Below are 24,974 nucleotides of genomic sequence, written 5' to 3' on the forward strand. Positions count from 1 at the left end.
GCGCGCTACGCCGCCGGGAAGATGCGCGGGATGCTGCCCAGCATGATGGACAGCTCCGCCAAATTGTAGGCGATGCCCGCCACATGCAGGCGGCGCAGCGCGGCGGCGGCGCCATCGCCGGGGGCGCGCAGCACCGCGTCGATGCGGGGCACGGCCCAGGCCCGCGCCGCCAGCGCGCAGGCCGCCAGCAGCGACAGGCCCGCCGCCACGCGGGGCTGGCCGGCGGCCATGAAGGCGATGACGGCCAGCGCGCCAAGCCCGGTCACCGCCAGCAGCCAGGTGTTGACCAGGCCGCGCAGCATCCGGCCGACGATGGGATCGGCGAGCGGCCGCAGGAAGAAGGTCAGCGACGCGAAGGCGAAGTAGAGCATCGGGACCATCAGGATGATGAGCGCCGCCAGCGACAGGCCCGGCGCGTTGAAGACCTGCGTGTTCATGGCCGTGATCCCGCTGCCTGCCCCGCCGCGCATCATGCCGGGCCGCGGCGGCGCCGTGCAGGGGGCGTCCTGCATCACCGGGATGATTCCAGCGCGCGCCGGGATGGTCTAGGAAGGAGGCCCGCCCGAGGAGGAAGCCCGCCCTGTCGTCCCCCCTGCTCGACCTCTCGCCCGATCGGCAAGCCGCGGCGCTGCTGGATGCCGGGTTGCTGGCCGCCCATGCCGTGCGGCTGCGCGAAGCCGCGGGGCCGCTGCTGGACCGGCTGGGGCCGGATGCGCGGATCATGAGCGAGTTCCTGATCGAGGAACTGGCCCGCCTGGCCGCGCAACTGGATGCGGTGGCGCAATCGCAGCGGGAGGCCGCGCTGACCCGGCAGGAGAGGCTGCGCATCGACCCGCTGCCCACCATCCCCGCCGCCCGACGCATCGCTGCCCGCAGCCCGGAAGCGGCGGCGGAGGAAGGGCCCGTCTTCGTGGAGGCGGGCACGCCCGACTTCATCGGCTTCGGCTGGTACGGGATCGAGCCGACGGAGGGCGGCGTGCTGCGCTGGTCCGGCCAGGCGCCCTGGGCATCGCTGCTGCTGCCGGCGCTGGGCGGCGGCGACCTGGTGCTGACCGTCGCGGTGCGCGCGCCCTTTGGCAGCGGGCTCGACATGGCGGCGGAGGAATGGGTGCTGGACGGCATGCCGCTGCTGTTCGAGACGCTGTCGAATGACGGCGTGACGGGCCTGTTCTCCGCCCGCGTGACGCTGCTGGAACGCCCCGCGGGGTCCCGCGCCACGCTGCTGATCCGCACCACGCCGCGCACGGACCCCGCCACCGGCCCGCGGCGCGACGCCAGGGCCCTCGGTCTCGGCCTGTCCTGGGCGCGGGTCGAGCGCGCGGAGTGACGCGCAGGGTCATCATTACCGGCGACCTGCTGCGACCGCAGGAGGAGGCGTTCCGGCCGGCCCAGCGGGACAACATCCGCTGGTTCCACCGCCTGGTCCGCCGCCCCCTGGCCGCCGCCACCGGCCTGCCGGTGGAGACGGTGCTGTGGGATCACCTCGGCCCCGGCTTCGACGCCCCTGGCTTCTACGCGGCCGCGGGCGCCACGCCGGATGTGGAGGGGTGGGTGTCCCTCTTCGATGCCCCGGCGCTGACCATCGAGGCCGCTGCCATGATGGTGGCCGCCTATGCCGATGCCGCCATGGTGGTGGGCTTCGAACTGGCGGAGATCCAGAAGCGGCTGCTGACCCAGGCGCGCATCCCCTGGATCGACGTGAACATCCACCCCTATCGCTTCGGCCCCGACCTGCTCTTCGCCATCGCGACCGGGGAGCCGGAGGTGATGGCGGGGCTGCGACGCCACCATGCCGATGACCTGATCTTCGAGCCCTGGGCCGACCTGATGGCGGCCACGGTCAGCCGCATCCCCCCGCACCGGCCGATCCTGGAACCCTGCCTGGTCGTCGGGCAGACACGGGTGGACCGGGCGCTGATCCGCGATGGCAGGCTGCTCGACCTTGCCCATTTCGCGCCCGCGCTGCGCGAGGCGGTGGGGGAGGAGGGGCGGGTGCTGTTCAAGCCGCATCCCTACAATCCCGGCGGCTTCGGCATCCACCATGTGGGCCTGCCGCTGTCCCGCATCCGGGAGGTGCCGGACAACAGCTATGTCCTGCTCGGCCAGGATGCGGTGAAGCGCGTCATCGGCGTCTCCTCCTCCCTGGTCGCGGAGGCGCGGTTCTTCGGGAAGGAGGGTGTCTTCCTCGGCACGCCGCCCTTCCATATCGCGCCCAGCCGCCAGGCGTTGCGGATGGGGCTGCATGCCAGCGTGGTGGATGCCTGGGCGGCGGCGGATTTCTGGCGCGACCTGCTGGCGCCGCTGCTGCCGGTGACGGCGCATGACGGCCACCGGCCGGTGCTGCCGCCCAATGCGCTGCGCGCCTCGCTCCGCCAGTTCTGGGGCTGGGACGAGATCTTTCTGCAGTTGCCGTGGGACATCGCCGCGGCCCGCGCGGCAGCGCGGTAGGGACCCGCGCGGCAGCGCGGTAGGGACCCCCGCGGCAGCGCGGTAGGGACCCCCGCGGCGGCGCGGTAGCGTCAGCCGAGGAGCTTCAGCACCTCGACCGCCGAGGCCTCGATCGCCGGCACGCCGTGGTGCTTCTCCACATGGCGGCGGGCATTGGCGCCCATGCGCAGGCGGAGTTCATCATCGGCCAGCACCATCTCCACCGCATGGGGCAGCGCGGCCTCCGCCACCAGCAGCCCCGCCCCGCCATGCGGGATGCCGCCCTGGATGGTGCTGCGATAGGCGATGACGGGCACGCCGCAGGCCATCGCCTCCACCGTCGCGCGCGGCAGGCCGTCCATGGTGGAGGTATGGACCATCAGCCGGGCGCCGCGCAGCGCGGCGAAGACGCCGGCATGGGGCAGGCGGCCCGCGAAGGTGATCTTCGCGCGCAGGCGTCCGGGCACCGAGCGGCGGAATTCGCCGAGCCTCGTGCCGCCGCCCACCAGCGTCACGCGGTGCCGCGCGGCCAGCGGCACCAGGGCTGCCTGGTTCTTCCGGTCGTCGCCGAAATTGCCGACATTGATGATGTCGCAGGCGGCGTCGGCCAGCGGCACCGGGCGGCCCGGGCCTGCTTCCGCCATGTCCACGTATTTCGGCAGCACCAGCGCCTGGCCGGCGCGCCAGAGCGGCATGAAGTGCTGGCGCAGCTGTTCCCGGTATTCGCCGAGCACCAGCGACGCCTGGCCGAGCAGCGGGTCCGTGACGCCGCCGCCGACGATGAAGCCGCATCGCGTGCCAGGTTCCAGCGCCGCCTGGGTGTCCGCATTCACCCGGTACCCCAGACCCTTGTAGAGCACCATCCCGGGCGCGAAGGCGCGCAGCTCCGCCTTCAGGGAGGCCGAGACCTGGCGGTGCGGGATGGCATCCGGGTTGTCGGCCGGGCAGAAGCTGACGGGCACGGCACCGTCCAGCACCGTCTCCTCCTCCAGCGCCTCCCCGCCATGCAGGCGGAAGATGCGGACCTCCATCCCCTGCGCCACCAGCGCGCGGGCCAGGACGGCCTCCCGCATCGCGCCGCCCATGCTGCGCTGCGCATGGGACATGACGATGGCGAGGCGCCGCGCCGGGCTGCTCAAGCCGCGCCCCCCGCGGCATAGGCGTCGTCCAGCGCCGCCAGGAATTCGTCGCGCGTGATCACGTCCCTGACGCTGGCGGCGTAGCGATCGCGGGTGCCGGGGGTGGCGGCTTCCACCATGGCGCGGGCCAGGTCCACCGGGGAGGCGCGCTTGAAGTGCATCCCGTCGATGCCCTCCGCCACCTTCTCCGCCATGCCGCCGATGTCGGCGACGATCAGCGGCGTGCCGGCGCGCCTTGCCTCCTGGATCACCACCGGCGAATTCTCCCACCAGATGGAGGGCATGATCGCCCAGCCGACGGAGCCCATCAGCGCCACGGCATCGGCGGGGTCGTAGCGCCCGGCGAAGGCCAGCGCCCGGCCGGCATCGGTGATGACGGGGTCGAGCCCTGGGAACAGCTTCACCACCTCCTCCCGCTCCGCCCCGAAGACGGTCAGCGTGATGGCGGGATTGGCGCGGAGCGCCAGCGGCAGGGCGCGCAGCAGGACGTCCAGCCCCTTGAACAGCGTCGGCGATCCGAAGAAGCCGAAGCTGGCCGCATCCGCCGGGACGGGGCTGATGGGGCGGGGCAGGGCCAGCGCCTCGTCGCCCAGGTAGTTCTCGATCACCGCGGCATGGGGCCGCGTCAGCCCCCAGGCGAGGTAGCGGTCCCGGATGAAGGCGCTGGGATGGATCACGGCGTGGAAGCGGCTGAGCGTGGACAGCAGCGTCGCCTTGCGGATGGCGAAGCGTTCCAGCGTCTGGTCCGGGAAGCAGGTCAGGCAGCGCATCGGGCTTTCGGCCCGGCAGAGTTCCCGTGACTGGGTGCGGACCATCTGGCCGTAATGCAGGCAGATCGCCAGCATCTCATGCATCGTGATGGCGAAGCGCGCATCGGGGCGCGCGGCCATCAGATCCACGATCAGGTCGGTGCCGACGCGCCAGTAATGATGCAGGTGGAAGACATCGACCGGCAGGCTCGCCAGGAAATCCACCAGCACGCGGCGCTGGTGCGGGTCCTCCCACGCCAGGCGGTCATCGGCCATGCCGGCGAAGGTGTAGATGTACTCATCCTCCGCCTGCCGCATCACCGGCTCGATCGGCCGCAGCGCGGCGTAGCGGGTGCCGACATCGCTGGCGGCGACCAGGATCGGCCGGCGCCCGGCATGGCGCAGCGCGGTGAACTGGCGATGCGCCGCCATCTCACCGCCCCCCTTGGAGAAATCGGGGTGGGAGTGGCTCACGATGCAGATGCGCGGGGCGTCAGCCATGGGGCGGGGCCTCCATCCGGGCGCGGGCGGCAGGGTCGCCGGCCGTCCAGAGCCGGGCGAGGTGGTCGTTCACCAGGTCGGCCACCTCCGTGGTCGCCATGGCGTAGGGCGCGGGCGGGAAGGGCAGTTCCCCCGGCTCGGCGCGCATCAGGCGCAGCAGCCGGGCGAGGCTGTCCGGCAGCCCCGCGCCGCAGCCCGCGGCGGCGTGCAGCCCCAGCAGCCGCGCCAGGTCAGCGCGGCGCAAGGGCTGGCCGAGCGCGTCGTCCTGCCCCGCGCCCGCAGCGAGGGCGGCGGCGTAGCGCGCGACATCGACGACGAGGATCCCATCCTCCCCCGCCGCATCCCGCAGCCCCTGCACCGCCGCGGGCCCCGTCACGGCGGGGATGCGGCCGCGCCGGGCGAAGACCTGCGCCACCGCATCCGCCGCATCGCCCATCAGCAGCAGGCGGTCGCAGCGGCGCTCGATCTCCGGCGCCACCACGTGGAACAGCCTTGCGGCGGAGGGATCGTCGGTGCCCAGCATCAGGATGATCCGCGCGCTGGCGGGTGTGCTGGCAGGTGATGTGGCTGCCTTTGCGGCCAGCGCCTCCAGCCCCGGCGCGAAGGCGGCTTCCCGCCGCGCGATCACGGCCCGCAGCAGCGCGATGGCGGGGCCGCTGCCGGCATCCAGCGGCATCGCGGCCAGGCGATTGCCGCGACACAGCGCATCCAGCAGCGGCGGCACCGCGGCCGGGCGGGGCTGGATCCGCAGGCAGAAGGCTTCCTCCCCGCGCAGCCTGGCCTGCAGCACCACCTCCAGCCCCTGCAGGCCATCGAGCCAGCGGGCATCGATCCGCCCGTAGCCCGCCATGATGGTCGGCAGGGGCGCGGCGTGCCATTCGGCCAGCGGCACCGGCAGCAGCGCGGGCATCCCACCATCGGGGCCCGCATAGTAGCCGATCAGCGCGGACTCCAGGGTCGCGTCGGGCGGCACGGGATGGGTGGCGCGCAGCACCACCACGACCTCCCCGGACGGGGCGGACAGGGCCTCGGCCTCGGCCAGCGGGGCCACCTTCTCCTGCCGCCCGCGCAGCAGGGGCAGGCGGGCCAGCCAGTCGCCGAAGAGGCCATAGGCACGGTCCGCCTGCGCGGCCAGCGGGGCCAGCAGGGGGCTGGCGGCGGTGTCCTTCAGCAGGCCGAAGGCGACCTGCCAATCCGTCTCCGCCAGCAGCCGGGCCGGGTCGCGGGGAATGCGGGGATCGCGCAGATCCGCCCGCACCACGCGGTCCCCGGCCTGCAGCGTGAAGACCAGTTCCGCGGCATCCTCGGGCATGGCGTCCGCCGGATCCTCCGGCATGGCGAAGACCAGGATGAAGCCGTTGACCACGGCGTGGCGCGGATCGGCGGGCTGGATCGCGGGGCGGGCGTGGAAGCTCGAATGCTCGATGGGGCAGTCGCCGGCGCGCCCGGCGGCGATGGAGAGTTCCGTGCCCTCTCCACGCGGCGTCATCGCCCAGCCCAGCGCCACGGCGTGGCGGGGCGATAGCGGGATCACCGCATCGATGCCGACCTGCAGGCTTTCATCCGCGGCGATGATCATCGAACTGCCTCCTACCGCGCCTCATGCACCCCAGGCGATGAAGGCGCCGTTGAGGAAGCCCTGTTCCGTCTTGCCGTAGCGGAAGGGCGCGCCGGCCGGCGTTTCCACCCGCCCGCCGGCGGCTTCCAGCACCGCCTGGCCCGCCGCCGTATCCCATTCCATGGTCGGGCCGAAGCGGGGATAGACGTCGGCCTCCCCCTGCGCCAGGAGGCAGAACTTGATGGAGGACCCGATGGAGCGGTGTTCCCCGATCGGCAGCCCGGCCAGGAAGGCGGTGGTTTCCGCATCCATGTGGGACCGGCTGGCCACCGCCGTCCAATCCGCGGCGGGGCGGGGCCGGGCCTGGATGGTCCGCCATTCCGCGCGGGACGGGTCATCCCCCACCGCCAGCCGCGCGGCCTGCGCGCCCTTGCCGCGGATGCCGCGCCAGGCCATGCCGAGCGCGGGCGCATAGACCACGCCGCAGGCCGGCACCCCATCCTCGATCAGGGCGATGTTCACGGTGAACTCGCCGGAGGGGCCGAGGAATTCGCGCGTGCCGTCCAGCGGATCGACCAGGATGAAGGGCGCCCCGGCGCGGAGCGCCACATGCAGCGCATCCTCCTCCGACACCACGGGGATGCCGGGGGCGGCGCGGGGCAGGCCGGCCGCGATCACGGCATCGGCGGCCAGATCCGCCTCCGTCAGGGGCGATCCGTCGGATTTGGAGGCGACGCCGTAGCTGCGCGAACGCACCTCCACCACCCGCGCCCCCGCCTCGGCGGACAGGGCGGTGAAGCGGGCAAGCAGGGCGTGCAATTCGTTCATCGGCGCGTGGTATCCTCGCAGTTATCCTTGGGGCCATCCTGGGGACCGGGGCGCATCTTGCCGGTCGCGGTCTGGTCGTGTGATAGCAAGTTTGTAGCCGGCCCGCGGCCCCCGGGGAAACCCGGGCCCGCGCAGAAGGGCGCGGCGGGGCGCGGAAAGGAAAGCACGGCCGCGATGGATGCCGAGATCACCGCCGGTCAGTCCCCCGCCGCCCAGTCGCCTGGTGACGGCACGCAAGCGCGGGCGGCGCGGGGCCTGCTGAGCTTCCTGACCTGCGGTTCCGTCGATGACGGCAAGTCCACGCTGATCGGCAGGCTGCTCTATGACAGCCGCCTGATCATGGACGACACGCTGGCCACCATCGCGAAGGACAGCCGCAAGCATGGCACGGTGGGGGAGGAGATCGACCTCGCGCTGCTGGTGGATGGGCTGGAGGCGGAGCGCCAGCAGGGCATCACCATCGATGTCGCCTACCGCTTCTTCGCCACCCCCGCCCGTAGCTTCATCGTCGCCGACACGCCGGGGCATGAGCAGTACACGCGCAACATGGCGACGGGGGCGTCCAACTCCGACCTCGCCATCATCCTGTGCGACGCCCGCAAGGGCGTGCTGACGCAGACAAGGCGTCATTCCACCATCGTCTCCCTGCTCGGCATCCGGCATGTCGTGCTGGCGGTGAACAAGATCGACCTGGTGGATTTCGACCAGGCGGTCTTCGACCGGATCGTGGCGGAGTACACGGCCTTCGCCGCCGGGATGGGCTTCCGCACGCTGGTCGCCATCCCGCTTTCCGCCCGGTTCGGGGACAATGTGACGGCGCGATCACCGCGCCTGCCCTGGTATGCAGGCCCGACGCTGGTCGAGCATCTGGAGGCGGTGGACGTGGATACGGATGCGGCCAGCCAGCCCTTCCGCTTCCCCGTGCAATGGGTGAACCGGCCCAACCAGGACTTTCGGGGATTTGCCGGCACCATCGCCTCCGGCCGCGTCGCGGTGGGGGATGCGGTGGTGGTCGCGGCGTCGGGTCGGGCCAGCAAGGTCGCGCGCATCCTCGGCCCCGATGCGGACCAGGCGGTGGCGGAGGCCGGGGAGGCGGTGACGATCTGCCTGGCGGATGAGGTGGATGTGGCGCGGGGCGACGTGCTGGCGAAGCCGCAGGACCGCCCCGCCGTCACCGACCAGTTCGCCGCCCACCTGCTGTGGATGGATGAGGATGCGATGCTGCCCGGCCGGCAGTACCTGATGCGCATCGGCAATCTCTGGACGCCGGTCTCCATCACCAGCATCCGCCACCGCGTCGATGTGAACACGCAGAAGCAGCTGCCGGCACGGCGGCTCGACCTGAACGAGATCGGCTTCTGCAACCTCTCCGCCGCGCAGCGCGTACCGATGGATCCCTATGCGGAGAACCGGCAGACCGGCGCCTTCGTGCTGGTGGACCGCTTCACCAACCGCACGGCCGGGGCGGGGATGGTGGCGTTCAGCCTGCGCCGCGCGACCAACATCCACCAGGAGGAATTCCTGGTGGACAAGGCCGCGCGCGCGGCGCTGGACCGGCAGACGCCCCTGGTGCTGTGGTTCACCGGCCTGTCGGGCTCCGGCAAATCCACCATCGCCAAGCTGGTGGAACAGGCGCTGCACCGCGAAGGGCGCCACACCTACACGCTGGATGGCGACAACCTCCGCCACGGTCTCAACCGCGATCTCGGCTTCACCGATGCCGACCGGGTGGAGAACATCCGCCGGGTGGGAGAGGTTGCGAAGCTCTTCCTCGATGCCGGGCTGGTCGTGATCTGCTCCTTCATCTCCCCCTTCCGGGCCGAACGGCGGATGGTGCGGGAACTGATGGAGCCCGGCGAGTTCATCGAGGTCTTCGTCGATACGCCGATCGAGGAATGCGTCCGCCGCGACCCCAAGGGCCTCTATGCCAAGGCGATGTCCGGCGCGATCAAGAACTTCACCGGCGTCAGCAGCCCCTATGAGCCGCCGGAGACGCCGGAGCTGCGGCTTTCCACCGTCGGGCTGACGCCGGACCAGGCGGCCGAGGCGGTGCTGGCGCATCTTCGGGGACTGCTCCCGCGTTGACCGCGCGGCTGGTGGAGCGGTAGGGAGTAGAGCATCGTGATTGGCTTATTGAATTGAGACTCGGCGCTGCCTCGCCGCCGATCGGTGCCGGGATCGCCCTGCCATGCTGATGCAGCCGCTGTTCGAAGGCCGGATCGCGGACTACCTGCGGAACGCGACCGTCGGCGTCGATCCCTGCATCCTGGTGCATATCCCGAAGACGGCCGGGACATCGCTGCGTGCCGAACTCGCGGCGCTGCTGCCGCCCGACGTGAACATCGTGGTGGACTACGCCGATACCAGCCGCAGCTTCCACGCCCGGATGGACGATGCGGTGGAGCGCTTCATGGCGGAGGCCGGGCCGGCGGGCATCCGCTTCGCCTCCGGCCACGTCCTGGCCCGGCATGTTGCGCGGCTGCAGGCCGGCTTCGCGGATGCCCGCTTCGTGACCATGCTGCGCAACCCGGTGGACCGCGTGGTGTCGGATTATCGGCACCAGCGATCGCGGCGCCACCCCGTGCACGAAGCCTTCGCCGCGCGCTTCCCGACGCTGGAGGACTACGTCGCCTTCGCGCCGGAGCAGAACAAGATGGCGCAGCATTTGGTGCCGGAACCCATCCTGGGCGGGGGCCGCGCCGCGGCCTGCATCGCCCATGTCATGCGCAGCTACGCCTTCGTTGGTATCCAGGAGATGTACGAGATCTCCTTCCGCACGCTGACCGCGCTGGCCGGGCGGCCGGGCTGGCCGCGGCTGCGCGCCAATGTGAACGACGATGATGACGATGAACGCCGCGTCAGCACCGCGATGGCGCAGCGGATCCGGGAGGCCAATCCCCTCGACCTCGCGCTCTACGACCATTTCCATGGGCGCCTGGCCGGTGTCGCGCCGCTGCTGGCGGAGGCCCTGGCGGATCGATGACGGCGCTGCCCCTGCTGCTGGCGGGCCGCTTCGACGAATGGCTGGCGGCGGCCGCGCTGCCGCCACCGCCGCTCTGGCTGTTCGTGCATGTGCCGAAGACGGCGGGAAGTTCTCTCTCGGCGGAGGTCGCGACTTCCCTCAACCCCTATCGCAGCCTGCATATCGACCATCTGGACCGGTCGAGGCCGGCGCTGGAACGTTATGACGTGGCGGTTGAGCAGGCCCTGGCCGCCCATGCCGCCGCGCCCTTCCGCTTCGCCTCCGGCCATGTGCAGCAGCGCCATGTCGCGCGGCTGGTCGCGGGCATCCCCGGCACGCGGCTGTTCAGCATGCTGCGGGAACCCGCCGCGCGGCTGGTCAGCGACTACCTCTACCAGCGATCCCCCATGCATCCGCTGGCGGAGGAGGTGCGGCGGCGCATCCCCGATTTCGACGCCTTCCTCGACCTGCCCGGCCAGCGCAACCGCGCGGCGCGCCACCTGGTGCCGGCGGAGATCGTCGCGGCGGGCGACGCGGCGGCGGCGATCGCGCATCTCGACGCCAGCTTCGCCTTCATCGGCGTGCAGGAACGCTACGCCTTGTCCTTTCGCGCGCTCTGCGTCCTGCTCGGCGTGCCGCACCGCGCGCCGACTGCGCGGATGCGGGTGAACAGCGCCGCGGCGGTGGAACGGGCGGAGATCGCGGCGCGCCTGTCCGACCCCGCGCTGGCGGCGCGGATCGAAGCCGCCAATGCGCTCGACATGGCGCTGTACCGCCATGTCGCGGGGCGGTGGGACGCCATCGCCGGGACGCTGGAGGCCTGGCTGGACCGGCGCTGAGGGGGACGCGTCGCGGCGTTCAGCCGCGCGGCGCTAGGGCGCGGCGTTCAGCCGCGCGGCGCTAGGGCGCGGCGTTCAGCCGCGCGGCGCTAGGGCGCGGCGTTCAGCCGCGCAGCGCCTCCGCCACCGCGGTCGCCAGGCGCTGCGCGCGCTGCACCCAGGCCTGCTGATCCTCCTCCGCCAGGCCGGCCGTGCCGGCGGCGCGGGTGGTGAGGGCGGGCAGCACATCCAGCACCGCCGCGATCAGGGCGCGGTCATGGGGGGTGGCGAGCTGGGACAGCGCCTCCGCCGGCGCCGCATGTTCCAGGCGCCAGAGCGGGCCGAAATTGTCGACCTGCGCGCCCGGCCAGCGGTCGAACATCTGCGGCCAGCCCTTCATGGACCGGAATTCGAGGCCGACGGTGCCGCGCCGGTCGAACAGCTTCGTCCGCACTTGGCGCCACAGGCCGGCCGGCGCCACCAGGCCGGTGATGGCCAGGTCCAGGTGCTGGTAGGTGCCTTCCTTGTTGATGAGGTGCTGGTTCAGCTTGAGGTCGCGCCACGCCGTCGAGGTCGGGGCATCCTGCGCGTAGGCGATCGGCGCCCCGGGGGGGGGGCCTGGGGGCGACCCTGGGGGCACGCCGGGTTGTGCCATGGGCGGCGCGGCCGTTGCCGGCATGGGTGTCGACAGGGCCGCCGGGCCCTCCACCGCGGCGCTGGGCAGCGGGGGCTGCGGCGCCGTCACGCGGAAGGCGCTGCCCCGCGCGGGCACCAGGCCGCCGAAGGGCGCGGGCGTGTCCTGGGCAGGCCGCGGCGCGGGACCGCCCGGCAGCATCACCCGGGAGGGGGCCGGGCCACTCGGCGGGGGTGGCGCGGTGCCGGCGAGAAGCGGCGACAAGGGGGCTGCCGGCAGGGGCGGCGCGGCCGGGATGGACGCGATCCGGATCGGCGTGGCGGCAGGTGGCTGCGGCGCCGGCATGGCGGGTTCGATGCGCGGCGGTGGCGGGGCCGGCGGCGTGGTCACGCGCGGCACGCCGAAGGGCGCGGGCTGCGGCGGGGCGGCTTGCGGAGGCTCCGCCGCGGGCGGCTTGCGGAGGCTCCGCCGCGGGCGGCGTCGGCGGCTGCGCCGCGGGCGGCGTCGGCGGCTGCGCCGCGGGCGGCGTCGGCGGCTGCGCCGCGGTTGGCGTCGGCGGCTCCGCCGCGGGCGGCTTCGGCGGCTCCGCCGCGGGTTGCTTCGGCGGCTCTGCCACGGGCGGCTTCGGCGGCTCCGCGATGGTTGGCTTCGGAGGCTCCGCCACCGATGGCGTCGGTGCCTGCGGCGCGGGGGATGCCGCTGGCGCCTGGGCCTCTGGGGCCGATTCCGCGGGGTCACGGCGCGGCACCCCGGCAGCGCCCGTCGCCAGGGCGAGCCGGGCGACCTCGATGCTGGCGGCAGGGCCGGCATTGCGGATCACGACGCGCAGCGCGATGGCGCCGGAGGGCGTGGCGGGCAGCGGCAGCGCCACCCGCAGCCGACCCTCCGCATCCACCCGCCGCCAGCCGCTGTGGCGCGGATTGTCGGTGGCCTCCGCGGCGGCCGCCAGCAGAGCGACCTCGACCTGCGTCGCATCGCCGAGGCGCAGCGACGCGTCCAGCATGACGAGGTCGGCGGGCCCGGCCGGCAGCGGTGGCAGGGACAGCCGGGCCTCCGCGCCCGGGGCGATCGCCAGCAGCAGGCGCGGCGGCTCCGGCCCCAGCGCGATGCGGTCCGCCGTCGCGCCCTGCAGGGTCGCGGCGGCCCAGGCGCCATCGGGCAGCGCCAGCACCACGCCCGGGGCGGGGGCGGGCAGGTCCCGCATTGCCCAGTCGAAGTGGCGCGGCGCGCGCAGATGGCCGGGCTCCGCCGTCTCCACCCGCAGCGCCAGCGGCGCGCCGGCATCCTGCCCGCCGGAGGCGATGCGGACCCGATCGCCCGCCGCGGCATCCAGCGCGATCTCGAGATGCGCCTCCCCGCTTCCGGCGGGGGCGGGTTCCGGCAGGTCCAGCGCCAGCCAGCCCGGCACCAGATCCCGCCCCGGCACGGTCCAGGCGCCGATGATGCGCCCGCCCGTCACCAGCCGGACGCGCAGCAGCGATGCGGCCTCGCTGGCCGGCACGGCCACATGGAGGGCCACGCCGCAGAGACCTTCCGCCCCCCTTCCCAGCGGCTGCATGGCGCGGGGCGGCGGCGCCGGGCCGGTGGGCACCGGCGGCAGGTCGATCACCCGGCGCGGCGCCGCCACGGGCTGGACCGACAGGCGGCGTTGCAGCGCGCCACGCTGGGCCTCCGCCTCCGCCAGCGCCGCCACCAGCCTGGCGACCAGCGCGGGCATCAGCCCCGTCGCGGGCAGGGCGGGGATGCCGGGCGGCAGGCCGGCCGCCAGGGCCACCGCGCCGGCCGCATCCGCCGCCACGCTGGCCAGGGGGCGGAGGCCCGGCGGCAACGGCAGGGCAGGGCCGGGCGGACCATCGGCCTGGCGCAGCACCCCGTCCACCGGCCGCAGCACGGTGATGGGCAGGCTGCCGGTCCCCTCCAGCCCCAGCCGTTCCAGGTTGGGCGTGGCGACGATCATCGGCGTGCCGGCGGCCAGCGCAGCCAGTTCCGCGGCGCCGATCAGGAAGGCGGTCATGCGGCATTCTCCGGGTAGGCGAAGGGTTCGGCCCAGGGCCTGGCGGCCTGCGACGGGGGCGCCAGGGTGGCGGCAAGGCGCAGCTGCCCCATCCAGGCCGGGATGGCGCGCTGCCAGGTCCGCCGAGCGGCCTCGGCGGCTGCGCGGGCGGCCATGGCGGCGGCGCCGGCGGGATCGGCCAGCAGCGCCTGGACTGCCCCCGCCAGGCCGGCGGCATCGGCGCTGGTGGCGATGCGGGCGAGGTCGGGGGCGTCGGGCCCGAGCCCTTCCAGCGCCGCGGCCGAGGCCACCACCGGGCAGAAGCGCGCCGCCGCTTCCAGGAAGACCAGCGGCGCGCCTTCCAGGCGCGAGGGCAGCACCAGCGCATCGGCGCCGAGGTACCAAGGCGTGGGATCCGCGACCTGGCCGATCAGCCGCATCAGTCCACGCGGATCGGCCCGGGCCTCCGCCTCCAGATGCCCGCGCAGCAGCCCGTCGCCGAGCACCGCCACGGGCAGGTTGAGCCGGTCCGTCAGGGCGGGCAGCAGGTCGGCGCCCTTCGCCTCCTCCAGCCGTCCGACGAAGAGGATCAGCCTCTGGTCGGCGCGCAGGCCCAGCAGGGCGCGCAGCGCGGCGCGCGCGGCATCCCGGCCCGCGGCGTGGACGGCGGGGGCGGGGTTGTCGATCAGCGCGATGCGCGCGGCGGGCAGGCCGAAGCAGGAAGCGCCGCGCCGGGCGACCGGGGCGGAGACGGCGGCCCAGGCGGCGCCGGCGGCATCCAGCGCCGGCAGTGACGCGGCGATGGCGGGCGGGGGCGGACCCTCCGCCGCCAGGTGCAGGGCCACCAGCCGGGGCAGGCCGCGCGCCGCCGCGGCGCGCATCACGCCGAGCCCCGCATCCGGCCAGGGCAGGGGCAGCAGAACGATGTCGGGCGTCTCCGTCGCCAGCAACGCTTCCGCGGCCGCGTGCTGGCGTTCCATGGCGGTGGCGGGGGATTCGTCTTCATCCCAGCCAAGCCTCGCCGCCACGATTCGCGGCGTGGGCAGCCCGGGCGGCAGCGCGGCGGCGAGCGGCGCCAGCAGTGCGGGTTCCGCCGCCAGCGTCACCTCCAGCCCCTCCGCGCCAAGCCGCGCGGCCAGCTCCGCCGCATGGCGTTCGGTGCCACCGAAGCGGAGGGAGGGCAGCGCCAGCAGCAGCCGCGTGAGGTGGCGGGTCGGTGTCAGCGCCATGGGGCCGCGCGCACGATGCAGGGGGGTATCGGTCCGCCGGGCGCCATGCGGCGTAGGTAGCGCAAGCCGGCGCCGGATGCCACGCGATATGCGCGGGTCACGCGGGGATGGAGACCGGCGCCAGCCGCGGCACCCCGCGCGCCAGGGAGGCCAGCGTATCGATGGCCGGCGCCAGCGCCTGGGGGCCGAAACGCTGGCGGCCGAAGGCGAAGGCGGCTTCCGCCATGCGCGCCCGCGTCGCGCGGTCCCGCACCAGCAGGGCCAGCGCGGCCACGAACTGCGCGCGATCCTCCGCCAGCGCATAGGCCGTGCCGGCGCCGCCCTGGATGCCGAACAGCGCCTCCGCCGTCAGCACGCTGGGCAGGCCGCGCGCCAGGTACTCCACGGTCTTGATCTTGAGGCCGCCGCCGTAGAAGACCGGATTCACGGCGATGTCCAGCGTGTCGAGGAAGTCCTGCTGGTCCGGCACTTCGCCCCGCAGCACCACGCCGGGGCGGCCCTTCGGCATCTCCGCGCAGACGCCGCCGGCCACGTGCAACTCGGCGCCCAGCGGCTGGATCGCCGGCCAGACCTGGTCCAGCAGCCAGCGCAGCCCGTCGCGATTCATCGGGCTGTCGCCGCCGATGAAGCCGATGCGGGGCGGGCTGCCGGGGGGCGATCCCCGCGCGGGCAGCAGCGCCGGCAGGGCGTGCGGGGCCAGGATGACGCGGCCGGGCAGCAGCGCCTCCAGCCACCGCGCTTCCTCCGCCTGGATCGCCATGACCTGGGAGAAGCCGTCGAGGATCTTCAACTCCTCCGCCACCGGGATCTGGATGAAATGCTCCTGCCCGAACAGGCGGAAATTCTGGGCGCGTAGCGACATGACGTCATGCGTGTCCAGCACGGTCAGCTTCGGCATCCCGCGGGCGAGCCGCATCCAGGACAGGCGGAGATACTGCACCATCACGGCCTGCGGCGGATTGCGCGCCAGATGTGCCTCCAGCGAGGCCAGCAGCGCGCCGTCGAAGCGCGCGCGCTCGAACGGCGTCAGGCCCCAGGGCATCGGCGCCTCCCCCGCCGGGCGGGGCGTGAACAGGCGCCCCCGGCGGCCGAGCGCGCGGCGGGCGGCCTCGCGCTCCGCCCCCGGCAGGTCGCCGGTGAAGAAGAGGTCGAGGTCGAAGCCCTCCCGTGCCGCATCCACCACGGCGCCGATCCGGGCCTGGTTGCCGAGGCTGCCGCGCCAATAGGGCACGTCCGTCAGCATCAGCAGGCGCGGCCGGTCCAGCAGGCCGGCGAGGCCGCTGGGGGAGGCGAGGCGCGCGCGGGCGGCCCCCACCCCCAGCGCATAGCGTTGGAACAGGCGGGCGGAGGCTTCCGCGATCTCCTCCCGGAAGGCGGCGGAGGCGAGCCAGCGGCGGGCGAGGCGCGCGGCGGCGGCGGCATCGGGCGCGGCGTGGAAGACGGATGTGGCGGGCAGGCCGGCGAAGGCGGCGGCGGTGCCGATCACGGGGCGGCCGCGGGCCAGCGCCTCCACCGTCTTGATCTTCAGCCCCGTCCCGCCCTCATGCGGGTTCACCACCAGATCGGCCTCGGCATAGAGCGCGTCGGGGTCGGCCACGGGGCCGAGCAGGCGGAGGCCGGGCGCTTCGGCCAGGCCCTGGCAGGCGCCACCGGCCACCACCAGGCGCCCCCCGGCGGCCGCGACCTCGGCCGGCGGCAGCGCGGCCAGGAAGCGGCCCAGCGCGCGGGTGTTCAGCGGGTTGCCGCTGCCGAGATAGCCGATGGAAAGGCCACCGGGGGCCGGCGGTGGCGGCTGCTGCGCCACCGGCAGGTGGCCGAGTGTCGCCGTGGCGGCGCGGGTCACGAGGGTGAAGTGGCGCCGTTCCTCATCCTGGATGGCCAGCACCAAATCGGCGCGGTCCAGCCCCGCGGCCTCCTCCTCCGCCGTCGTGGCGAAGAAACGGTTCTCCAGGCCGAGTGCGGCCAGGGCATCGGCGCGGCCGGCGAAGATGTCATGCGCGTCGATCACCTTGATGATGCGGTGGTCGAAGAAGGTCAGGGCGCGGGAGAGGAAGACGTAGTTCACCAGCACCAGGTCGAATCGCGGCACCCGCGCCGCCAGCGCGGCGAAGGCGGCCTCCGCCTCCGGCAGGATCCAGTCGTCGATGGCGTTGAGGGGGCCGAGGCTCCGTGCCTCCCGCCCCCGGTCATGCGGAACCTCGATGAGTTCGTCCCAGGCATCCCGCATCGCGCGGATGGCGGCTGGCGGGGGGTTCTCCCGCATCAGCAGGCAAAGGTGGACAGCGTGGCCGGCCGCCTTCAGGGCGGTCAGCACCGCATGGATGCGGGCGCGGTTGCCGGCATCCTGCGGATGGCTGGGGGTGGGAGAGATGGCCAGGATGCGCATGCGAGGCGGAGTCTGGGGTCCTCCGCCTTGCTTTGCCAAGGGCTTCGCGCCGGGGTTGCGTCAGGCGGGAGGGGCGCCGTGCTTGCGCGGGCGGCCGGGCTGGGGCATACCGCGCCCGCCGGTCCGGGGCTCAACCCCCGGGGCGGCAAATTCGCACGCGGTGCACCCTTCCGGCACGCCACCCTGAACAGGTGGCCTGGCGAGGGTCCGGTCCCCACCCCCTCGGTTCACGGGGCGGGGGCGGCAGCGCGGAGGCAAACCGGACCACTGGAAGCTAGAAAGGATTTCGCCGATGGCGATGCCCGACGTCACCCTGCGCGGCCTGCTCGAGGCCGGCGTCCACTTCGGACACCACACGCGCCGCTGGAACCCCAAGATGGCGCCGTACATCTTCGGCGTCCGCAACCAGGTCCATATCCTGGACCTGCAGCAGACCGTGCCGATGATGGACCGCGCGCTGCGCGCGATCCGTGATGTGGTCGCCGGCGGCGGCCGCGTGCTGCTGGTCGGCACCAAGAAGGCGGCGGCGGACTACGTGGCGGAAAGCGCGGCGCGCTGCGGCCAGTACTACGTGAACCACCGCTGGCTCGGCGGCATGCTGACCAACTGGAAGACCATCCAGGGCAGCATCAAGCGCCTGAAGCAGATGGAAGAGCAGCTCGGCGGCAACATCCAGGGCCTCACCAAGAAGGAAGTCCTGATGCTGACGCGGGACAAGGAGAAGCTGGACCGCGCGCTCGGCGGCATCAAGGACATGGGCGGCCTGCCCGACATCATCTTCGTCATCGACACGGTGAAGGAGAAGCTGGCGATCGAGGAGGCCAACAAGCTCGGCATCCCCGTCGTGGCCGTGGTGGACAGCAACGCCGATCCCTCGGGCATCGCCTTCCCGATCCCGGGCAATGACGACGCGATCCGCGCCATCCACCTGTATTGCGACAGCGTCGCCGGCGCGGTGCTGGACGGCATCTCCGCCGAGCTGGGCTCCTCCGGCGCCGATCTCGGCGCGCAGGCGGACCTGCCGATCGAGGCGCTGCCCGACGTCGCCGCCGAAGTGCTGCACGAGGAGGCCCCCGCGACGGAGGCCGCCCCGGGGCAGCCGGCGGCCTGACGAGACCAAGGTGCCCCGGGCTGAGGCCCGGGGCATTTCCTGACACGCCGGGCGAACCACGCCCGGCTTGCTGATGTACCCAGGCCGCCGGGCCCTGACCCGATGCGGCCGTGATTCGATGAATCGGGAGCGATCGATATGGCCGAGATCACCGCGGCACTGGTGCGCGACCTGCGCGAGAAGACCGGCGCCGGCATGATGGACTGCAAGAAGGCGCTGGTCGAATCCGACGGCGACATGGAAGGCGCGATCGACTGGCTGCGGAAGAAGGGCCTGTCGGCCGCCGCGAAGAAGTCCGGCCGAGTCGCCTCCGAGGGCCTGGTGGGCGTTGCCTCCGGCCCCAACGTTGCCGCGATGGTCGAGGTGAATGCCGAGACCGACTTCCTGGCGCGCAACGAGACCTTCCAGAACTTCGTCGCCGAGGTCGCCGGCCTGGCGCTGTCGGTCGGCGAGGATGTGGAGGCGCTGAAGGCCGCGACCTTCCCCGGCACCACGCACACGACGCAGGACGAGCTGGTCAAGCTGATCGCGACGATCGGCGAGAACATGTCGATCCGCCGCGCCAAGGTGCTGCGCGTGCCGTCCGGCACCGTCGCCACCTACATCCACAACGCGGTGAAGCCCGGCCTTGGCAAGATCGGCGTGCTGGTCGCGCTGGAAGCCGCGAGCGAGCATGAGGCGCTGGAGACGCTGGGCCGGCAGATCGGCATGCATGTCGCCGCGGCCCGTCCGGAAGCGCTCGACATCTCCAATGTCGAGGGCTCTGCCCTTGAGCGCGAGAAGGCGGTTCTGCGCGAACAGGCCTCCGGTTCCGGCAAGCCCGCCGCGATCATCGAGAAGATGATCGAGGGCCGCATCCGCAAGTACTACGAGGAAGTGGTGCTGCTGGAGCAGGTCTGGGTGCATGACGGCGAGAGCCGCGTGAAGCAGGTGGTGCAGAAGGCCGGCGGCACGCTGACGGGCTTCGCCCGCTTCCAGCTGGGCGAGGGCATCGAGAAGGCGGCGACCGACTTCGCCGCCGAGGTCGCGGCGGCCGCCAAGGGCTGAGCCCCGCCGGCGCCGGCGCCCGGAAGGGGGCCGGCGTTCTTCGCCGGGTGCGGGAATTCTCGTATACGAAAACCTGCTCTCGGCATGGTGTGACAGGGCGGGCCAGGGGCTCGCCTTGCCGCCGCCATGATGCGCCGCCTATGGTGCGCAACCCCTCCGACGCCTGGATATTTCGCCGCCCATGAGCAGACCCCCCATCTACAAGCGTGTCCTGCTCAAGGTGTCCGGCGAGGCGCTGATGGGGTCACGCGACTACGGGCTCGATATCGGGGTCCTGCGCCGCATCGCGGAAGACGTGCGCGATGTCGTGAACCTGGGCGTGCAGGTCTGCATGGTGATCGGCGGCGGCAACATCTTCCGCGGCGTCGCCGGCGCCTCCGCCGGCATGGACCGTGCCCAGGCCGATGGCATGGGCATGCTGGCCACCGTGATGAACGCGCTGGCCATGCAGAACTGGCTGGAGAAGATGGGCGTGCCGACGCGGGTGCAGTCCGCGATCTCCATGGCCAGCCTGGCGGAACCCTTCATCCGCCGCCGCGCCATCCGGCACATGGAGAAGGGCCGGGTGGTGATCTTCGCCGCCGGCACGGGCAATCCCTTCTTCACGACTGACACCGCCGCCGCGCTGCGCGCCGCGGAGATGGGCTGCGACGCGCTGCTGAAGGGCACGCAGGTCGATGGCATCTACACCGCCGACCCGCGCAAGAACCCCAAGGCGGAACGCTACGACCAGCTCACCTACCTCGAGGTCCTGGCGCGGGACCTGCAGGTGATGGACGCCGCCGCCATCAGCCTGGCGCGCGAGAACAAGCTGCCGATCGTCGTCTTCAACATCCACGAACCCGGTGCCTTCACCGCCGTGATGCTGGGCGACGGCAAATTCACCACCGTGATCGATCCGTAGGGAGAAGGGCAGGCATGGCCGCCGATTTCGCCGCGCTGAAGCGCGACCTGCAGCGCCGCATGGATGGCGCGCTGGAGACCCTGAAGAAGGAATTCGCCGGGCTCCGCACCGGCCGCGCGAGCCCCGCGCTGCTGGAGCCGATCCGCGTCGAGGCCTATGGCACCAACCAGCCGCTGACGCAGCTGGCCAATATCGGCGTCGCGGGCCCCGGGCTGCTGTCCGTGCAGGTCTGGGACAAGTCCGTGGTCAAGAATGTGGAGGTCGCGATCCGCGACTCGGGCCTCGGCCTGAACCCCATGGCGGAAGGCCAGGTGATCCGCGTGCCGCTGCCGCCGCTGACGCAGGAGCGCCGCAACGACCTGGTGAAGACCGCCGGGAAGTATGCCGAAGCCGCCAAGGTCGCGATGCGCAGCGTGCGCCGCGACGGGATGGAGACGGTGAAGGCCTGGGAGAAGGACAAGAAGTCCGAGGCCAGCCAGGACGACGTGAAGCGCTGGTCCGACGAGATCCAGAAGATGACCGACGCCCAGATCAAGACCGTCGATACGACGCTGGCGGACAAGGAAAAGGACATCCGCACGAGCTGACGGCATTCCGGTGGGAAGGCGCAGCGCCATGCCAGCCAGCAACGGGGCGACCGTGACCGGGACGGCGCGCCGATGAGCGCGGCTGCCCAGCCTGCCGCCGATCCTGCTGCCCCTGGCCCAGCCAGTGGCGGCGGCGATGCGGTGCCGGTGCATGTCGGCATCATCATGGATGGCAATGGCCGCTGGGCTGCCGCCCGCGGCCTGCCCCGCGCGCTTGGCCACAAGGCGGGCGCGGAAGCGGCGCGCCGCGCGATCGAGGCCGCGGCCGAAGCCGGGATCGGCTGGCTCACCCTCTTCGCCTTCTCATCGGAGAACTGGCGCCGCCCGGCGGATGAGGTGCGGGACCTCACGGGCCTCATGCGCCTCTACCTGCGGTCGGAGGTGAAGACCCTGGTGAAGGAAGGCATCCGCCTGCGGATCATCGGGGAACGGGAACGCTTCGGCCCGGATTTGGTGCGCGCCATCGACGCGGCGGAAGCCATGACGGCGGAAGGAAGGCGGCTCAACCTGAATGTCGCGCTGTCCTATGGCGGGCGGGCGGAGATCGTGGCCGCGGCGCGGGCCGCCATGCGGTGCGCGGTGGAGCAGGGGATGGCGCCGGAATCGCTGGACGAGGCCGCCTTCGGGCGCCTGCTGTCCACGGCGGGCATGCCGGACCCCGACCTCATCATCCGCACGTCGGGCGAACAGCGGCTGTCGAATTTCCTGCTGTGGCAATCCGCCTATGCGGAGTTCGTCTTCCAGGACGTGCTCTGGCCGGATTACGAGGCACGGCATCTGGCCGAGGCAATCGGCGAATTCGCGCGGCGGGAACGACGCTACGGCGTTCGCGTGGCCTAGGGGCGGGGTGGTCCGGGGGGAATGACAACGGTGGCGGCGGCGGCCGATGACGCCAAGCGGTGGCGGGACCTGCGCAAGCGCGCGCTGTCCGCCGCCGTGCTGGGCCCAGCGGCGGTGGCCTGCATCTGGTTCGGCGCGGAAGCCTTCACGGCGCTGATGGCCATCGCCGTCGCGGTGCTGGCCTGGGAATGGGTGCATCTGTGCGGCCGCCGCACCCGGGTCTTCCCCGGGCTCGCCGTGCCGCTCGTGGTGCTGGCCGCCGGCGCCTTCGCGGTGGAGGACCATCCCCGGATCGCCCTGGCCGTGCTGGTGGCCGGGTGGATCGCCACCTGGGTTGGCGCGCAGCGGATGGGCAGCAGCCTTACCCAGCCCGCGGGGCGGCTCGCGGCGGGGGTGCTCTATATCGGCCTGGCCGGCATCGCGCTGATCGAGCTGCGCCACGATACCGAGGCCGGGCGGGCCAATGTGCTGTTCCTGTTCCTGGTGGTCTGGGCCTCCGACATCGGGGCCTACATGGCCGGGCGGGCCTTCGGCGGGCCGAAGCTCGCGCCCTCCATCTCCCCCAACAAGACCTGGTCAGGGGCCGCGGGGGGGCTGGTCTGCGCCCTGATCGCGGGCGGCGCCTGCGCGCTGGCCTTCACGCCGACGGCATCGCTGCTGGCGATCACGGTGGTCGTGGCCATCGTTTCCGTCGCCTCCATGATCGGGGATCTGCTGGAATCCGCCATCAAGCGGCACTTCAAGGTGAAGGACACCTCCTCCCTCATCCCCGGCCATGGCGGGTTGCTCGACCGGCTGGATGGCGTGCTCGCGGCGGCGCCGGTGGCGTCCATCATCTCCTTCATGCTCGGCCTTGGCCGGCCGCTCTGGGGCTGGGGCTGATGCCGCGCTCGATCACCATCCTCGGCTCCACCGGCTCCATCGGCCGCTCCACCATCGCGCTGCTCGAAGCGGCGGAGCCCGGGCGCTTCACGGTGGAGGCGCTGGTCGCCAACCGGGACGTGCCGGTGCTGGCGGACCAGGCGCGGCGCCTCGGCGCCCGCATGGCGGTGGTGGCGGATGAAGCCGCCTGGCCGGCGCTGAAGGCGGCGCTGGGCGGTACGGGCATCGAGCTTGCGGCCGGCGCGGCGGCGGTGGAGCAGGCGGCGGCGCGCCCGGCGGACTGGACCATGGCGGCGATCGTGGGCGCGGCGGGGCTGCGCTCGACGCTCGCGGCGCTGGCGCGCGGCGGCACGTTGGCGCTGGCCAACAAGGAGAGCCTGGTCTGCGCGGCGGAGCTGGTGCTGCGCACCGCGGCGGAGAGCGGCGCGCTGCTGCTGCCCGTGGACAGCGAGCACAACGCCATCTTCCAGGCCCTGGCGGGGCAGGACCCGAAGGGCGTGGAGAAGATCATCCTCACGGCCTCCGGCGGCCCCTTCCGGCACTGGGACCTGGCGCGGATGGCGACGGCCACGCCGGAACAGGCGGTGGCGCATCCCGTCTGGTCCATGGGCGCCAAGATCAGCGTCGACAGCGCCACGATGATGAACAAGGGGCTGGAGGTGATCGAGGCCGCGCGCCTCTTCCCCGTTCCCGAATCGCGGATCGAGGTGCTGATCCACCCGCAATCCGCGGTGCATGGGCTGGTGCAGTACAGCGACGGCTCCATCCTGGCGCAGCTGGGATCGCCGGACATGCGCACCCCCATCGCCCATGCGTTGGCCTGGCCGGAGCGGATGGCCGTCGGCGCCCCGCGGCTCGACCTGGCCACCCTCGGCAAGCTCGAATTCTCCGCCCCCGATCCCGTCCGCTTCCCCGCGCTGCGCCTGGCGCGGGAGGTCTTGCAGGCAGGCGGCGGCGCTCCGACTATATTGAACGCCGCGAATGAGGTGGCGGTGGGGCTGTTCCTGGAACGGCGCCTCGGCTTCCTCGACATCGCGGCGGTGGTCGAGGAGACGCTCGGCGCCCTGGTCGCGGAAGCCGGCACCCCGCTGGCGCTCGGGGTGGATGGCATCCTCGCGCTGGATGCGCTGTCGCGGCGGGAAGCCGCGCGGCGGGCCGGGATGCGCGCCAAGGTCGCCTGAGGCCCCGGGCTGCCACCGCCTTTGCCGACCCGGCGCGGGGCCACGCGCCAGAATTCCGGCGCCGTGAAGCGCCCCTGGAGAGCACCTTGGACTTCCTGCCAGAACCCATCCGCACCATTGTCGCCTTCGTGGTCGTGCTTGGCGTGCTCGTCTTCTTCCACGAACTCGGCCACTACCTGGCGGCGCGGTGGCGGGGCATCCATGTGGAGCGCTTCTCCGTCGGCTTCGGCCGCGCGATCGCCAACTGGACCGACCGGCGCGGCACCGAATGGCGCGTCGGCTGGCTGCCGCTTGGCGGCTATGTGAAGCTGCACGGGCAGGAGACGCCGGAGGATGCGAGCCCGGAGGTTCGCGCCTCCTGGCGACCGGGCGAGACCTTCCACGAGAAGCCGGTGAGCGACCGCGCCATCGTCGTGGCCGCGGGCCCCTTCGCGAACTTCCTGCTGGCCGCGCTGATGTTCGGCGGGCTCTACATGACGGTGGGCAAGCCCTCCGCCACCACCACCGTCTCCACCGTGCAGGAAAGCTCCGCCGCCGCGCGGGCCGGCCTGCTGCCGGGCGACCGGATCCTGGCGCTGGATGGCCAGGCCGTGACGCGGTTCGAGGAGGTGCAGCGCCACATCCAGCCGCGCGCCGGCCAGACCGTGACGCTGACGATCGAGCGCGAGGGCCGGGAGCGCCAGGTGCAGGCGGTGCCGGAAGCACGGCAGAACGGGGAGCGGACGGTGGGCGTGCTCGGCGTCGGCGCCGGCGCGGCGGAGTTCCGGCGGCTCGACCCCTTCAGCGCCATGTGGGGCGGTGTGACCCAGACCGCCGACATCACGGTGCAGACGCTGGCCGCGGTCTGGCAGATGATCGCCGGCGGCCGGGGCGCGGAGGAACTGGGCGGGCCGCTGCGCATCGCGCAGATGTCGGGCCAGGTGGCGGAGATGGGCGTCTCCGCCCTGGTCTCCTTCATGGCGGTGCTGTCGGTGAACCTGGCGCTGATCAACCTGTTCCCGATTCCCGTGCTGGATGGCGGCCACCTGATGTTCTACGCGGCGGAGGCGATTCGCGGCCGGCCCCTGCCGCCGCGGGCGCAGGAGATGGGGTATCGCGCCGGATTCGCGCTGTTGATCACCCTGTTCGTCTTCGCCACCTGGAACGACCTGTCGCAGTTCGGGCTGTTCAGCTGGGTCGCCGGCCTGTTCAGCTGAAC

22 protein-coding genes are annotated in these 24,974 nt (G+C 72.9%); 13 read left to right on the forward strand and 9 right to left on the reverse strand.

Features of this window, described 5'->3' with window-relative positions:
• Window positions 1-5: 5 nt before the first annotated feature.
• Window positions 6-512 (reverse strand): hypothetical protein, encoded by a 507-nt coding sequence (locus BM041_RS15700; protein WP_092960805.1) that lies wholly within the window; start codon window positions 510-512, stop codon window positions 6-8.
• 131 nt (window positions 513-643) lie between these two features.
• Here BM041_RS15700 and BM041_RS15705 point away from each other — a divergent pair, with 131 nt between their 5' ends.
• Entirely contained in the window at window positions 644-1,327 is a 684-nt protein-coding gene (locus BM041_RS15705; protein ID WP_092960806.1) for a hypothetical protein, read from the forward strand.
• Window positions 1,324-2,448: a hypothetical protein gene (locus BM041_RS15710; protein ID WP_092960807.1), complete on the forward strand. Its 1,125-nt coding sequence runs from the start codon at window positions 1,324-1,326 to the stop codon at window positions 2,446-2,448. The genes BM041_RS15705 and BM041_RS15710 overlap by 4 nt, the downstream gene beginning before the upstream one ends.
• Before the next feature lie 71 nt (window positions 2,449-2,519).
• On the opposite strand, the gene BM041_RS15715 is transcribed toward BM041_RS15710, so the two are convergent.
• From BM041_RS15715 to cysQ, 4 genes are read right to left on the reverse strand one after another with little or no spacing between them, the layout of a single operon-like run.
• On the reverse strand, window positions 2,520-3,566 hold the full coding sequence (locus BM041_RS15715) for a glycosyltransferase family 4 protein (RefSeq protein ID WP_092960808.1): 1,047 nt from the start codon (window positions 3,564-3,566) through the stop codon (window positions 2,520-2,522).
• A complete protein-coding gene (locus BM041_RS15720) occupies window positions 3,563-4,816 on the reverse strand; it encodes a glycosyltransferase (protein ID WP_092960809.1) in 1,254 nt (417 codons plus the stop codon). Before BM041_RS15720 ends, BM041_RS15715 begins: the two co-directional genes overlap by 4 nt.
• A complete protein-coding gene (locus tag BM041_RS15725; protein ID WP_092960810.1) occupies window positions 4,809-6,395 on the reverse strand; it encodes a hypothetical protein in 1,587 nt (528 codons plus the stop codon). Before BM041_RS15725 ends, BM041_RS15720 begins: the two co-directional genes overlap by 8 nt.
• 21 nt (window positions 6,396-6,416) lie before the next feature.
• Window positions 6,417-7,202 carry a 3'(2'),5'-bisphosphate nucleotidase CysQ gene (gene cysQ / locus BM041_RS15730; protein WP_092960811.1) on the reverse strand — a complete coding sequence of 262 codons (786 nt, stop codon included), beginning with the start codon at window positions 7,200-7,202 and terminating at the stop codon, window positions 6,417-6,419.
• A 174-nt stretch (window positions 7,203-7,376) separates the two neighbouring features.
• Between cysQ and cysN the strand changes: the two genes are divergently transcribed.
• From cysN to BM041_RS15745, 3 genes are all read left to right on the forward strand, one after another.
• On the forward strand, window positions 7,377-9,287 hold the full coding sequence (cysN, locus tag BM041_RS15735; RefSeq protein ID WP_092960812.1) for a sulfate adenylyltransferase subunit CysN: 1,911 nt from the start codon (window positions 7,377-7,379) through the stop codon (window positions 9,285-9,287).
• A 103-nt stretch (window positions 9,288-9,390) separates the two neighbouring features.
• Entirely contained in the window at window positions 9,391-10,185 is a 795-nt protein-coding gene (locus BM041_RS15740; protein ID WP_092960813.1) for a sulfotransferase family 2 domain-containing protein, read from the forward strand.
• A complete protein-coding gene (locus tag BM041_RS15745; RefSeq protein ID WP_092960814.1) occupies window positions 10,182-11,003 on the forward strand; it encodes a sulfotransferase family 2 domain-containing protein in 822 nt (273 codons plus the stop codon). Before BM041_RS15740 ends, BM041_RS15745 begins: the two co-directional genes overlap by 4 nt.
• A 103-nt stretch (window positions 11,004-11,106) precedes the next feature.
• Here the strand turns inward: BM041_RS15745 and BM041_RS30625 are convergent, their stop codons facing one another.
• From BM041_RS30625 to BM041_RS31860, 4 genes are all read right to left on the reverse strand, one after another.
• A complete protein-coding gene (locus BM041_RS30625; protein ID WP_175533961.1) occupies window positions 11,107-11,364 on the reverse strand; it encodes a hypothetical protein in 258 nt (85 codons plus the stop codon).
• Window positions 11,258-13,630 (reverse strand): DUF6212 domain-containing protein, encoded by a 2,373-nt coding sequence (locus BM041_RS31855; RefSeq protein ID WP_139226083.1) that lies wholly within the window; start codon window positions 13,628-13,630, stop codon window positions 11,258-11,260. The genes BM041_RS30625 and BM041_RS31855 overlap by 107 nt, the downstream gene beginning before the upstream one ends.
• Window positions 13,627-14,838, reverse strand: a complete 1,212-nt coding sequence (locus BM041_RS15760) for a glycosyltransferase (protein WP_175533962.1) — start codon at window positions 14,836-14,838, stop codon at window positions 13,627-13,629. Before BM041_RS15760 ends, BM041_RS31855 begins: the two co-directional genes overlap by 4 nt.
• Window positions 14,839-14,935: 97 nt before the next feature.
• Window positions 14,936-17,224, reverse strand: coding sequence for a glycosyltransferase (locus BM041_RS31860; RefSeq protein WP_092960818.1), 2,289 nt, complete (start codon window positions 17,222-17,224; stop codon window positions 14,936-14,938).
• A gap of 292 nt (window positions 17,225-17,516) precedes the next feature.
• On the opposite strand from BM041_RS31860, the gene rpsB reads away from it, so the two are divergent.
• From rpsB to rseP, 8 genes are all read left to right on the forward strand, one after another.
• Entirely contained in the window at window positions 17,517-18,335 is an 819-nt protein-coding gene (rpsB, locus tag BM041_RS15770) for a 30S ribosomal protein S2 (RefSeq protein ID WP_092960819.1), read from the forward strand.
• A gap of 138 nt (window positions 18,336-18,473) precedes the next feature.
• On the forward strand, window positions 18,474-19,382 hold the full coding sequence (gene tsf, locus BM041_RS15775) for a translation elongation factor Ts (protein WP_092960820.1): 909 nt from the start codon (window positions 18,474-18,476) through the stop codon (window positions 19,380-19,382).
• 181 nt (window positions 19,383-19,563) lie between these two features.
• A complete protein-coding gene (gene pyrH, locus BM041_RS15780) occupies window positions 19,564-20,286 on the forward strand; it encodes a UMP kinase (RefSeq protein ID WP_139226084.1) in 723 nt (240 codons plus the stop codon).
• A 14-nt stretch (window positions 20,287-20,300) separates the two neighbouring features.
• Window positions 20,301-20,873, forward strand: a complete 573-nt coding sequence (frr, locus tag BM041_RS15785) for a ribosome recycling factor (protein WP_092960821.1) — start codon at window positions 20,301-20,303, stop codon at window positions 20,871-20,873.
• Window positions 20,874-20,945: 72 nt separating this feature from the next.
• Window positions 20,946-21,713, forward strand: a complete 768-nt coding sequence (gene uppS / locus BM041_RS15790; protein ID WP_092960822.1) for a polyprenyl diphosphate synthase — start codon at window positions 20,946-20,948, stop codon at window positions 21,711-21,713.
• A gap of 30 nt (window positions 21,714-21,743) precedes the next feature.
• Window positions 21,744-22,595, forward strand: coding sequence for a phosphatidate cytidylyltransferase (locus BM041_RS15795; RefSeq protein ID WP_245762108.1), 852 nt, complete (start codon window positions 21,744-21,746; stop codon window positions 22,593-22,595).
• The gene (dxr, locus tag BM041_RS15800; RefSeq protein ID WP_092960824.1) at window positions 22,595-23,776 is read left to right on the forward strand and encodes a 1-deoxy-D-xylulose-5-phosphate reductoisomerase; all 1,182 of its coding nucleotides are present in this window, start codon (window positions 22,595-22,597) and stop codon (window positions 23,774-23,776) included. The genes BM041_RS15795 and dxr overlap by 1 nt, the downstream gene beginning before the upstream one ends.
• Window positions 23,777-23,862: 86 nt before the next feature.
• A complete protein-coding gene (rseP, locus tag BM041_RS15805; RefSeq protein ID WP_408735409.1) occupies window positions 23,863-24,972 on the forward strand; it encodes an RIP metalloprotease RseP in 1,110 nt (369 codons plus the stop codon).
• Window positions 24,973-24,974: the final 2 nt, after the last annotated feature.

It is taken from the genome of Falsiroseomonas stagni DSM 19981 (assembly GCF_900114315.1).
GTDB classification, from domain to species: domain Bacteria; phylum Pseudomonadota; class Alphaproteobacteria; order Acetobacterales; family Acetobacteraceae; genus Falsiroseomonas; species Falsiroseomonas stagni.